Below are 11,807 nucleotides of genomic sequence, written 5' to 3' on the forward strand. Positions count from 1 at the left end.
CATCCACAACATCCCACTGTTCTCAACCCCGACTGCGAATCCGTAATGGAAATACCCACTCTATGAAAGTCCCCGTGTTGCTCTCCTGGAGTTCCGGAAAGGATTGTGCCTGGGCCCTGCACATCTTGCGGCAGTCCAGCCAGTTTGAAGTGGTCGCCCTGGTGACCACCTACAACGAAGAACTCCAGCGAGTCGCCATGCACGGCGTCAGAATGGAACTCGTCCAGGCTCAGGCCAACGCGGCACAGTTACCACTTTGGACAATCCCGCTTCCCTGGCCCTGTCCCAATGAGATCTACGAAAGAGAACTGCAAAAGATCGTCAGACGAGCCCACGCCGAGGGGATCCGCGCGTTCGCTTTCGGTGATCTCTTCCTGAGCGACATTCGCACCTATCGTGAGCAGCAACTCAACGGATCAGGCATCGAACCGATCTTCCCTCTCTGGGGAACCCCCGCAGCGACGCCCCACCTGGCGCACGCGATGGTGAGTGCAGGTCTGCGCGCAACACTGACCTGCATCGACCCTCGGCAGCTTCCCTCCACCTTCGTCGGACGTGAGTTCGACCAGAGCCTGCTTGCCGAGCTTCCCCCTCACGTCGACCCCTGCGGCGAACAAGGGGAATTCCACACCTTCTGCCACACCGGCCCCATGTTCACGCACCCCATCCCCGTCACCCTCGGCGAAACGACCGAGCGAGACAGCTTCCACTACATCGACCTCGTCGCCAATCCTTGAAGTAGCATTCCACCAATCTGGATAACGTCAGAGGGAAAACTCAGGAACTGGGCGAGCGGAGACACCCGCGGATTGGGTTGCTCCCTCTGCCAAACCTTCGACGAGAGACACTGCCCGGTTATGAAAACCAAGTGGCGACCTCGAATAATTCACCGATAATTGATCGTCCGGACAACTTGTCGCGGGGAAATCAGCAAGGTGTACGGTGTGCATTCAACTTTCTTTCGCGCCCCGGCCTTTACTGCTTCGCTACTGACGCAACAATAACTCATTATCTTTGATGTTTCGGTTGCTTTATCTGTTTCTCCGGCTGAATGACGTTCGATAGACGCGCTTTGTCCTCCAGGTCAGGTGCACAATCATCTAGACCTCTATTTTTATCTAGACCTCTATCTTGAGGTGCTGAGCAGGCATCCGTTGCGCATTACGCAGCGAAACGGGAGAACGCATGCGCCTCGCCGATTTCATTACCGCAAATCTCGAGCCCGTCCTTCTGGAGTGGGACGCATTCGCGCGGAGCAGCATCACTGGCAAGCAGCTCAACGCACTTGCTTTGCGAGATCACGCGGATGAGATTCTTCTGGCGACTGTCCGAGATATGCGATCCGTGCAAAGCCCAGCCGAACGTTTGGCCAAATCTCTAGGACACGTGGACACGGTCAACGGCGAGGACTTGAATGGCGCTTCCGAGCAACATGCCATCGGTCGACTGGGCTCAGGATTTGGTCTGCTGGAAGTCGTCGCGGAGTATCGCGCTCTGCGCGCGAGTGTCCTTCGACAGTGGCACGGTAGTGGGTTTCCGCCCAATGATAGTGATGTCTATGATGTGACTCGCTTCAACGAGTCAATCGACCAGTCTCTTGCCAAGGCAGTGAGCAGCTACACGAAACGGGTTGACCAGTCGCGTGACCTCTTCCTTGCAATTCTCGGACACGACCTCCGCAATCCACTGAACTCGATTTTGATGTCCGCCTCGCTGCTGCCCCACTTGGTGCAGCCCGCCACCGAAGCAACCAAAGTTTGCTCTCAGATCTCAAGCAATGTGGGCGTGATGGCGAAGATGATCAGCGATCTGCTCGACTATACGCGCACGCGACTTGGAGCGGGGATGCCCGTTTCGCCAGCGATGATGGACTTGAGCGATCTCTGCCAAGAGGTGGTCAACGAATTTCGCGCCACCCATCCGAATCGCCAGATCTTCTTCAAACCGGAAGGCGAATTGCGAGGCAACTGGGACATCGACCGTCTGCGACAAGTAGTCTCGAACCTTTTAGGCAATGCGATCCAACATAGCCCCGATGATGCTGACGTCGTATTAGAATTAAGAGTAAGCGGAGAAGGGGGTGCTGTTGCCATCTTGACGGTCTACAACGCTGGCCCGCCGATCCCCCCTGGTGCGATGGCAAACATCTTTGATCCTCTCGTCCGCGGCTCGAGTGCGGAATACCCAGAGGTAAACCGCCCTGGAAGCATTGGCCTCGGCCTGTACATTGCGCGCACAGTCGTCGAATCGCACGGGGGAACCATCAACGTGACCTCGTCGAAGAATTTCGGTACCGAATTCACTGTGCGCCTTCCGCGCGACAGCGGCGCGGAATCGCGGCACGTTGCTTTGGACGAAATCCACGTCAAAGTGATCTGAAAAAAGCGTGCGTTCTCCACGTTAGATGCTTGGAATCGTCTGGCTACTCAAGCCAACCTCGTGTCGTACGCCTGTTTATTTTTAACACTCAGTATGCATCACCCCTGACTCCCCAAGGTCAAAACATTCAATTCTGTGCTGACCCCTGTGGTGTCGGTATACGCGACTCTCCTCCGCACCCCGGCGAGCCAGGAGATCACCCGCCCGGTGAAGACGAGCTGCAAGGCCAATTCGACATGGACGATAATCTACAACAGCTCCCGACAAGGTCGGTGGATCCACTTACCAGTACATTCAAGCGGTTTATCCATATTGAGTCGGCGTCTGGCACCATCTTACTCCTTTGCACGTTGGTAGCGCTGGCTTTCTCGAATTCCCCGTGGGCGTCGCATTATTCTTCATTTTGGGAAACCCCGTTGGGGTTCCATTTTGGAAACTATGGACTGACACATTCGCTAAAGCATTGGATCAACGATGGATTGATGACCCTATTTTTCTTCCTTGTTGCCTTGGAGCTTAAACGAGAAACAGTGTTAGGCGAGTTACGCAATTGGCGACTGGCAACCCTGTCTTTTGCCGGCGCACTGGGTGGAATGGTCGTACCCGCCGGCGTTTATTTGTCGGTACTGCGCGGTGGGACGGGCTGGGAGGGTTGGGGCACGGTGGTGTCGACCGACACCGCTTTTCTGATTGGCTGCCTCGCGATTCTCGGCTCCCGTATTCCACAGAGTTTGAGGCTCTTCTTGCTCTCGCTGGCGATCTTCGATGATATTGGCGCGATCTTCGTCATCGCGTTCGGTTACGGAAATGATTTGAATTTGACCGCCCTGGCTCTGGCAGCAGCAGGGGTTGCTGTGGTAGTCCTGATTGCATCGCTGGGGATCAGAAATTTTCCAGCGTATTTTGCGACAGGCGGATTTGTCTGGCTGACTTTCGATGCATCAGGGATTCACCCCACAATCGCCGGAGTGATCTTGGGACTGCTGACGCCTGCACGTAGCTGGGTCAAGGACGATCGCCTGCACGCGATATTGGAGCGTGTGATTGCTTATCCTCGTGGTGAACATTGGAGCGGCGACACAAGCGACCGACAGGATTTGCAGCTTGCAAATACAGCGACCCGGGAAGCACTATCTCCCGTTGAGCGTCTGGAGATCGGTCTTCATTCCTGGGTTGCCTTATTGATCGTCCCGGCATTCGCCATGGCGAATGCCGGCATCTCGTTTTACTCCATGCAGGTTGACACATCACTGACACTCGCCATATTTGCAGGTTTCGTTTTCGGAAAACCTGTCGGCGTCGTGCTGTTCAGCTATTTGGCGGTTCGATTCCGCTGGGCCATACTTCCTCCCGAACTGGATTGGACGCTGATATTTTTCGGTGCGACATTGACCGGCATTGGATTCACAATGGCATTACTGATTGCCGAATTGGCTTTCGACGACAGCGTTTTGAACTCCGTCAAGCTCGGCATCCTCGTGAGTTCCATTGTCTCTGCAACGGTCGGATTATCGGCACTGAGATGGCTGGCTTCACGACGAAGCACGTAATTCGATTCAGCGGCCACAAAGGACCAGTCCCTCGGCAGCTTCCCTCCACATTCGTCGGACGTGAGTTCGACCAGAGCCTGCTCGCCAAACTTCCCCCTCACGTCGACCCCTGCGGCGAAGAAGGCGAATTCCTGGTTGCCAGTCCACAGTGACCGCTCGACCAACACACGATGCATCCCAGGCTGCAACGCGCACCAACCCGGCACCAGCAGCAGAGAATGCACCCCGCGCCTGCACCACCCCTTCGCACGTCAATGATTCCGCACATCAATGATTTGATCCGCAGAGAACGCAGAGCGACGCAGATTCCAAGAACAAGAAACTAATCTGCGAAAATCCGCGAAATCTGCGGACCAAATCCTTCAAAGTCATCCGCAGCGGCAACACCGCGTCCGCCCCCCGCCTCAGACCCAACCCCTCTCAATCCAAGAATGCCACTGTATGACCGTCTTCGGGCATGCAGTGCGCCCCTTCGTCCCGAACCAGAAGAAATGACGGCTTCTCCGAGGAGGCCACGCCCTACGGGACACTGCATGTTTGGATAAGTTCAAGCCTTCATTCAACACTGAGTCGGACGAGTTCCTCTCGCTTGTCTGACAATCATTGATGCGGTGTGCTCGCGTCGATGCCACTGACTGTTTACTGGTTGTTTACTGGGCGTCACTCACGTTTGGCAACTTCAATCCTGATGAACTCGGGAAGGTACGACGGTGTACAGTTTTTCGAAACGTGTTCGTCCTTGTAGAGCCCCAATGCTTTTCCGAGCTTGATGCACCGGGCTCGAAATTGGGGCTCGTGAACCCCAATCTGGCAGGCACAGAAATTCATCGCCCATTGAACCTCCGGCTCCGCATCAGCCATCTCCTTTTCCAGAGACTTCAGCAATTCCGCGCTATTTTCAGGAGGAACCTGTCCCGTCCAGCGCAAGCGAGCCTGGTGATACCAGAACCAGCGGCGCAAAACCGGGGAAGGATTTGTCTCCCACGTCGGAATCAGAGCGACCAGCTTCCTGCTCTTGGTGAGCTGGTTTGCCAGCAGCCAGTCACTCAATTGATTCCGTTGCTCCAGGTCATGCTGCAGCAGATCGGAAGCAAGCTGGTCGATGGCACTTTCGGTGAGCAGTTTGTGGTCGAAAATGAGGGTCGCAAGCAGACGCGGATGGAACTCCCCCGTGGACCACAGCTCCATCGCCAGATCATGGTCCTTCTTGATCTCCCCGCCCAGTTTTTTGAGATCGCCAAGCTTGGGCTTATCTTGGGTCAACTCGGAGACAATTTTCGTTGCTTTTGCCGACAGAACCATTTTCTCTGCCTCTTCGCTGCTTGTCAGAGGTAACAAAGTCGTCAGGACTTATTGTTTCTACCCTAGTCGTGGGGATCGGGAAAGCGGAACTGCGGACGTCCTCGATTTCAGAGGATCGATTCCAAACCGAGTCGTGCGGTCGTTCGCTCGATCCATTCGGGTAACCCGTGAGACCTCCCTGTTTGAGCCAATGTTTAAATCCCTGCGAGTTCCCTTTTCACAACCCTTCCACAAGAATCTGTCCGAATGCGGAATAATCAACGGGCCCGTGTACAATTTCCTGGCGTCCGTTGCCTCGATTCAAGACATAGTACAGCGGCCCTGCTTCATCCGCTCGTGGCGGTTGTTACATGCTGATCGCGCCAGCATTTTCAAGAACCAAACTCAATGAACCCTGCCCTTTTGAATTACCTAACCAATGTCCGACAACCCCAAGCGAATGAGTTCAAGTTTCCGGGCATCGTTCTGGATCAAATCAAACTCGGCCTGATTCCGCTCCTTAGTTTTCCGTGGTCATCCCTCCCGAGAGGAAATAGGAGCAACCACCGTCGAGCGAGTACCGGATGATCCCCGGTCGCAACCACAGCGGAACGAGACCGCAGGATCTGGTGGAAGTGATTTGAGAAGACTCGCAAATCCCAGCAGTTCGCCCCCAAGTAGGCGGCATAGCGTTTGAGCAGCCTCCCCATACCCTTCCAAGGGACATAGTTCTTGCCGGTCAGGGAATTGGTCCCCAGCCGAAAGCCCGGCGATCAACCAAGTTGATCACATGCACAACAGGCGGTTCATCCGTCGAAAACGCGTCAGCACGCGTTTCGCGCCTGTGTCGTTGATTAAGGTTCGCGTCCTTAAAACCTGCCAGGTAATCGCACAAAGGCTCACTAGACGGTAAAGTGATCCGAAACTCCAAACCGCAATCGTGATTCCTCGGGAGGGCCGCAGTGTCTTTGCGCCAACAGATCATCGATGACCACATTGACAGCACGGCAAAACTTCTGAACCTTAAAGACAGAGACATGGCCTTCTTGCGGCTCGTGCACTCGGTCATTACGGGCCAGAGCATTCATGCGTTTAACCCGTCCGATCTCGTTGACGGAAGCTTCGACAAGCAGATTGACACCATCACCATTGAGGATAGCAAGGAAGATGAGGCGACTGTCTACATCATCCAAGTGAAGAACACCGATTCTTTCGAATCAAACAAATTGGCCCTGATGAAGAACGGCCTCAGCTGGATTTTCGATAAACCTAAATTGGAATTGCAGACGCTTAAGAACCAGTCCTTCATTGACAGGATTTCAGCATACCGTTCAACCCAAGGAGAATTGGGGGCATCGAACATTCGGCTCGTCGTGGCATTCGTTACAAAGGGTCATACGAATGGCTGCTCTGTTGAGTTCAATCAGGAAGCGAAATCAATAAAAAAAACTTATGACAACGGCACGTTCGAAAGCTTTAATCTCAAAATCTGGGGCAGCGACGAGTTAGTTGAGGCAATCAGCGCCGCGGAGAAGAGAACGAAGAAGATCAACGCCGACATTAAGATGAAATACGACGCAAATAATCCATCGCTCATCAAATTTCATGCAGTTGGATTAAAGGGAATGGTCTGCAGCGTACCTGGACGAGAAATCGCCAAGCTAGTCAACGCAGATAAATCAGGATACCTCTTCGATTCAAATATTAGACGCTTCTTAGGTGAGCGTGGCAATGTAAACTCTGACATTCGAAACACGTGCATAAGCAGCGCAGAAAGCCACCAATTCTGGTTTCTGAACAACGGCATTACAATCGTGTGTGACAGCTTCGACGCGGTCACCGATCCTGACCAGCCGGTGGTGAAAATTAAGAACATTCAAATAGTAAACGGCTGTCAAACAGCAACAACTTTAGCCCGAGCCGCAAAGGACAGGGTTCTGCATAAGGATGTCCTCGTACTTCTTCGCATCTACGAGGCCCCCCCTGTGCTGGTGAATAAAATCGTCCTGACGACGAACAATCAGAACCGCATTAGCAGCAGGGACCTGAGGGCGAATGATTCAGTACAGGTTGAGATGGAGCAGCGATTCAACAAATACAAACTACTCTACGAGCGAAAAGTTCGTCAGTATGACAAAATGGCGGGCGTCGACCCCACAAGAATCGCTCCCAACGAATTGGTCGCGCAGAGCTATCTTGCGGTTGTGCTGCGCAAGCCATCTGACGCACGACGTCGGAAGTACCGGGTTTGGAGCGATCTCTACTCGAAGATCTTCGACGATGGTGTAATCGAGCCGTTTGTGTTGTCGTTCTTGCTATACAAATCTGCAGTTAAATGGCTCAAAGAATCTGGGAGCACAGAAAGCTCAGACGACACCACACGTCGCTTAGCCAAGAACGGCGCGTTTCATATCGCAAGGATTGGAGCATTTTTCTGGCGAGGGGTTGATCAATGGACTAACATTCACACCATGCCACGCCAGATCGAGTCGCTGATGACAAACGAGCAAATAATTAGTCCCCACTTTGAGGCAGCGATGTCTGCATTCAAGAATGTAGTCGCTGCAAACCCCGCTTACGCAAACGACCTTGACGGTGCAATGAAGTCGAATAATCTAGATGGTGACATTGAACGGTACCTCCACAAGAACACCACAAAAGCAGCACCTAAAACAACGTCATCTAAGTTGAATTCCGCGAAAGCAGAGTAACGAACCGCTCACCATTGAACGAGAACTTGACCGTGGTTGCAGTCGTATTCCGGCCCGATTCGCGATAATCGGCCGACCTCAAGAATGCAATTCGGAGATCAGATACAGTAAACAGCCGACTGGCTTCAGTGAAGACAAGCGCCAGATGCAGACCAGCATGGGGATTGTGGCAATCCACACGTATGTGATTACGACAGGTCTTGATTTCCAACCCGTCAGGAACTCGGACTGGCCTCTGTTCTTTCCCCTTTCTTGCGGCTCCATAGGTTTCTTCGTCGCCCGACTTATCCCTCTTGAATTCTGGAATACCAGAATAGTCCAACGTGGAGACATATACGTCTGGATAGTCACTCCGTCCGTTGCTCTTCAGGTCACTATGATGCCCCAAGAGGAACTTGGTGACGACGTTGCTAACAACTTCGCCGGTCACTGATTCACGAAGCACATCATCAAGTGATAGCTGTAGATCGAAAGCTTCGATCTGCTCTCTGGGCAAGTGCACATGCGGTCGAATTTCCATCCACATACGACGCAGTTCACTGGGAGCATTCAGAGTACCTTCGACGTAGGCCTTAATTGCGAGAGCATTGGATTCGAGCCAAGGGACGAAAATGGCTGCCGCATGCTTTGCCCGTTGATGCCACTGCATTGCGGTCGGCCGATATTTCTCTAAGTCAGGGAGTGCTTCGTCGATCTGGCGATTAATAACTTCGAGCGTCGTGCTTGGCATTAATTATGCTCCGGGGTCATCATGACTCCGTCCAGCCCTCGAACAGAGTCGAAGGCGGAACTTGAAGTGCATCGGCTATAAGGCAAATATTTTCCAGGCTAATGTTTCGCTCGCCGCGCTCGACTCCGCCCATGTAGCTTCGGTCCAGCCCAACTTGGTGCGCAAAATCCTCTTGGCTGTAGCCTCGAATTTTACGAAGCTCACGCAGGCGGGCTCCGAACAGAAGTTTCACCTTTCCCTTGTCCATGTGCGGCAATTTCGACTATAGTGGTCTTTAAATCCACGGGTTTTGCGTCCCGGAAAATAAGAGGATCAGGAGTGCGGGACACCACAGCAGGCATCATCGCCCCTAAGCTACTGAAGGAAGAGGCCTCAGCGTCATCGCGGAAAGTCTTCTGCGAATTCTTTGCAGGAATCGGCCTCGTCCGAATGGGCCTCGCTGCCTCGGGGTGGTACTGCGCCTACGCCAATGACATATCAGAGAAGAAGCGGCAGCTCTATGAGGCCTGCTTCGGTTCTGACGGCCATTTTCATTTGGGCGACGTGTGGAATCGCGATGAAGTGATTGCCAAAATCCCTGGATCGCCGTTCCTCGCGACCGCATCGTTCCCTTGCATCGACACTTCGCTTGCTGGCAACTGGAAGGGCTTTGACGGCGTCCATTCCTCAAGCTTCTTCGGCTTCGTGAATGTTCTGCAAGAACTCGCCCGACGCCGTCCGAAGGTAGTTATGCTCGAGAATGTGGTTGGCTTCCTCACTTCACAGGACGGCAAAGACTACGAGGCGGCAGTTCGCGCTCTCGCGGAACTCGGCTATTGGATCGATTCATTTGCCGTAGATGCACGGTATTTCGTACCGCAAAGTCGCCCCCGAATTTTTGTCATCGGTGTACACGAATCTGTGAACGGAGCGCCGACAGTTCGCAAGGAAGAGAGCGAATGGTTCTCAGGGCGATGGTCAAGTCGGATTGACGCAGGCGGAAAGTTTTTGAGACCACCCAAACTTGTCCAACTAATGGAGGCGATCGAATTGCCCACGGGTTGGGCGGCTTTCGATTTGCGTGAACCCAAAGCAGAACGCGTGGACATTGCCGACATCATCGACTTGGATGACAATCAAGAGTGGTGGGATGCGACTTCCGTATCCAAACACCATGACATGATGAGTGATCGGCATCGAAAAATCGTCGATGAAATGCTCGAATCCGGCGGGAAGTTCACGGGAACGATCTACCGTCGCAAGCGTAACGGGAAAACCCGAGCAGAGATTCGATTCGATGGGTTGGCCGGATGTCTGCGCACTCCCAAAGGGGGAAGTGCGAGACAGATTATCATAGCCGTCGATCGTGGCCAGCTTCGGATTCGCTGGATGTCACCAAGGGAATACGCTCGACTGCAAGGAGCAGGTGACTTTCCACTCGTCAAAAATACGATTCAGAACCTTTACGGGCTTGGCGATGCCGTATGTGTGCCGGTTATCCAGTGGATTGATAAAAATGTATTGACGCCTGTATTCGACGCATATCAGGCTGAAAGCCGCGAATTTATCGGTGGCCAAGATGTCACCGTCACAGCGGCGAACGATGCAGGCGGTGAGAGGAAATGACACCTTTGCTGAGGTCGCAATGGTTACCAATTTCACCGAATCGGGCTGGACATATCTCAGGAATGTCGCGAACCTAACCGGCAAGCCAGACTTCGTCTATTTGCCCATTAAACCCGCAGTATTCTCGGATGACAACTGCTGGTAGGGGTGGAGGATCCTTACTCGGAAACATAAGCTGGTGCCATACCGGCAACAAAATATTGAGGGGCAGATAAAACGGACTTTCGGAAACTCCGAACGAGTGGATGGAAGGTGTAGAAGTTATTGGGACATGAAACTGCGCTCGACTTCAGCAGTGTCGTCAACCGCATGAATACGCTCATGGAAGAACTTGAAAGTGGGACGGATCGATGACGGGAGAGATTCGATGTGGAGATGCCGTCGAGGTGCTTAAAGGATTGGAAAAGGAATCAATTGCTTTAACGGTGACGTCACCACCCTACTACAAACAGCGAGATTACGGTGTTTCCGACCAAATCGGCCAAGAAGGCACACTAGCAGAATATCTTGAGCGAATAAAGGAAGTTCTGCGATTAACGCTGCGTGCAACCGACAGACAAGGTAGTTGCTTTCTGGTGATTGGTGACACTTACCACAATCGCAAGTTACTTCTTGTGCCGCATCGAATAGCCATTGTCGCTGATGAATTGGGCTGGGTTGTCCGGAACGATCTAATCTGGAAGAAGCCTGCCCCCGCTCCTGAGAGTCCCCGCAATCGCTGGCGCAGTAGTCACGAACACATTCTGTTTTTAACAAAACGTCCGTCAGGCTACCGCTTTAATATTGATGCAATTCGCGTTCCATATGCAGATGTGACAATTCGTCGATGGGGGAACGGACAAATTTATGGCGGGGAAAAAAGCAAGCGACGCCCTAACGCCAATGATTCAAGAATGCGTGACGGTCAAAGATTTACACTAAACCCTAAGGGGTGCATTCCAACTGATGTCTTAACTGTTGCAGCAACCACATCAGCCACAGACCACTATGCAGCCTTTTCTCCTGAACTCATCCGACCAATAATTGAGACGTGTTCTGACAGGGGTGACTTAGTGGTTGACCCATTTGCTGGATCAGGAACTACTTGCTTAGTCGCGAATTCACTGCAACGTCGGTTCCTCGGAATCGAACTGAATCCAGAGTATGTTCGCAGTGGTAACGCCCGCTTGGTTGCGCCAGCTAAGCGTGTTGCCTGACTGTTGCGATACTTAACGGTATGACCGTCGGCCAGCAAGGCTCGTCACTTTAGTGAATCACGAAACACGCTCAATCAGCACAATGTCGAGCGACACGATGGCCACGGTGTGAAATACGATGCGTGCATAATCAAATTTGTCCGTTATCGGAGCACTCCAGCTGTTCTCCAAATAGCCTTTAGCCAGTGGTTGGGGATCAGACCCGTCTGATGGGGTGAGTTTGCTCCGTAAGCGCGCGGTGAAGTAGGCCACCGGGGGTGAGTCTAGGGTGGAGCGTTTCTTTCTCTTGTTGGTTTCTTGCTGTTAGAGGCAGTTTCAAAACCCTGTTTTTGCAATAACTACTCTGGCAGGCAAT

10 protein-coding genes are annotated in these 11,807 nt (G+C 52.9%); 7 read left to right on the top strand and 3 right to left on the bottom strand.

Annotated features, from left to right (window positions below):
* The first annotated feature begins 62 nt into the window (after positions 1 to 62).
* The 3 genes from ACGY09_RS10995 (at position 63) to nhaA (ending at position 3,929) form a co-directional block, all read left to right on the top strand.
* Entirely contained in the window at positions 63 to 737 is a 675-nt protein-coding gene (locus tag ACGY09_RS10995; RefSeq protein WP_397571579.1) for an ATP-binding protein, read from the top strand.
* Positions 738 to 1,185: 448 nt separating this feature from the next.
* Positions 1,186 to 2,379 carry a sensor histidine kinase gene (locus tag ACGY09_RS11000; RefSeq protein WP_397571580.1) on the top strand — a complete coding sequence of 398 codons (1,194 nt, stop codon included), beginning with the start codon at positions 1,186 to 1,188 and terminating at the stop codon, positions 2,377 to 2,379.
* 236 nt (positions 2,380 to 2,615) lie between these two features.
* On the top strand, positions 2,616 to 3,929 hold the full coding sequence (gene nhaA / locus ACGY09_RS11005; RefSeq protein ID WP_397571581.1) for a Na+/H+ antiporter NhaA: 1,314 nt from the start codon (positions 2,616 to 2,618) through the stop codon (positions 3,927 to 3,929).
* Positions 3,930 to 4,589: 660 nt separating this feature from the next.
* On the opposite strand, the gene ACGY09_RS11010 is transcribed toward nhaA, so the two are convergent.
* Positions 4,590 to 5,231, bottom strand: coding sequence for a DNA alkylation repair protein (locus ACGY09_RS11010; protein WP_397571582.1), 642 nt, complete (start codon positions 5,229 to 5,231; stop codon positions 4,590 to 4,592).
* A 941-nt stretch (positions 5,232 to 6,172) separates the two neighbouring features.
* Between ACGY09_RS11010 and ACGY09_RS11015 the strand changes: the two genes are divergently transcribed.
* The gene (locus ACGY09_RS11015; protein WP_397571583.1) at positions 6,173 to 7,921 is read left to right on the top strand and encodes an AIPR family protein; all 1,749 of its coding nucleotides are present in this window, start codon (positions 6,173 to 6,175) and stop codon (positions 7,919 to 7,921) included.
* On the opposite strand, the gene ACGY09_RS11020 is transcribed toward ACGY09_RS11015, so the two are convergent.
* Positions 7,893 to 8,651, bottom strand: coding sequence for a hypothetical protein (locus ACGY09_RS11020; protein WP_397571584.1), 759 nt, complete (start codon positions 8,649 to 8,651; stop codon positions 7,893 to 7,895). The two genes, ACGY09_RS11015 and ACGY09_RS11020, sit on opposite strands and share 29 nt — an antisense overlap.
* A 19-nt stretch (positions 8,652 to 8,670) precedes the next feature.
* Complete coding sequence (locus ACGY09_RS11025) at positions 8,671 to 8,898, bottom strand: helix-turn-helix domain-containing protein (protein ID WP_397571585.1); 228 nt, start codon at positions 8,896 to 8,898, stop codon at positions 8,671 to 8,673.
* Positions 8,899 to 8,969: 71 nt separating this feature from the next.
* On the opposite strand from ACGY09_RS11025, the gene ACGY09_RS11030 reads away from it, so the two are divergent.
* The 3 genes from ACGY09_RS11030 (at position 8,970) to ACGY09_RS11040 (ending at position 11,452) form a co-directional block, all read left to right on the top strand.
* Positions 8,970 to 10,256 (top strand): DNA cytosine methyltransferase, encoded by a 1,287-nt coding sequence (locus ACGY09_RS11030; protein WP_397571586.1) that lies wholly within the window; start codon positions 8,970 to 8,972, stop codon positions 10,254 to 10,256.
* Positions 10,234 to 10,401, top strand: coding sequence for a hypothetical protein (locus ACGY09_RS11035; RefSeq protein ID WP_397571587.1), 168 nt, complete (start codon positions 10,234 to 10,236; stop codon positions 10,399 to 10,401). The genes ACGY09_RS11030 and ACGY09_RS11035 overlap by 23 nt, the downstream gene beginning before the upstream one ends.
* A 205-nt stretch (positions 10,402 to 10,606) precedes the next feature.
* Positions 10,607 to 11,452, top strand: coding sequence for a DNA-methyltransferase (locus ACGY09_RS11040; protein WP_397571588.1), 846 nt, complete (start codon positions 10,607 to 10,609; stop codon positions 11,450 to 11,452).
* Positions 11,453 to 11,807 lie beyond the last annotated feature (355 nt).

Origin of the sequence: Schlesneria sphaerica, from assembly GCF_044336245.1 — a bacterium.
GTDB classification, from domain to species: domain Bacteria; phylum Planctomycetota; class Planctomycetia; order Planctomycetales; family Planctomycetaceae; genus Schlesneria; species Schlesneria sphaerica.

Excerpts from the sequence above, each read along its gene's own strand:
- ACGY09_RS11000 (WP_397571580.1), top strand. The coding sequence starts at position 1,186 with ATGCGCCTCGCCGATTTCATTACCGCAAATCTCGAGCCCGTCCTTCTG.
- ACGY09_RS11035 (WP_397571587.1), top strand. The coding sequence starts at position 10,234 with ATGCAGGCGGTGAGAGGAAATGACACCTTTGCTGAGGTCGCAATGGTT.
- ACGY09_RS11025 (WP_397571585.1), bottom strand. The coding sequence starts at position 8,898 with ATGGACAAGGGAAAGGTGAAACTTCTGTTCGGAGCCCGCCTGCGTGAG.
- ACGY09_RS11040 (WP_397571588.1), top strand. The coding sequence starts at position 10,607 with ATGACGGGAGAGATTCGATGTGGAGATGCCGTCGAGGTGCTTAAAGGA.
- ACGY09_RS11020 (WP_397571584.1), bottom strand. The coding sequence starts at position 8,651 with ATGCCAAGCACGACGCTCGAAGTTATTAATCGCCAGATCGACGAAGCA.
- nhaA (WP_397571581.1), top strand. The coding sequence starts at position 2,616 with ATGGACGATAATCTACAACAGCTCCCGACAAGGTCGGTGGATCCACTT.
- ACGY09_RS11010 (WP_397571582.1), bottom strand. The coding sequence starts at position 5,231 with ATGGTTCTGTCGGCAAAAGCAACGAAAATTGTCTCCGAGTTGACCCAA.
- ACGY09_RS10995 (WP_397571579.1), top strand. The coding sequence starts at position 63 with ATGAAAGTCCCCGTGTTGCTCTCCTGGAGTTCCGGAAAGGATTGTGCC.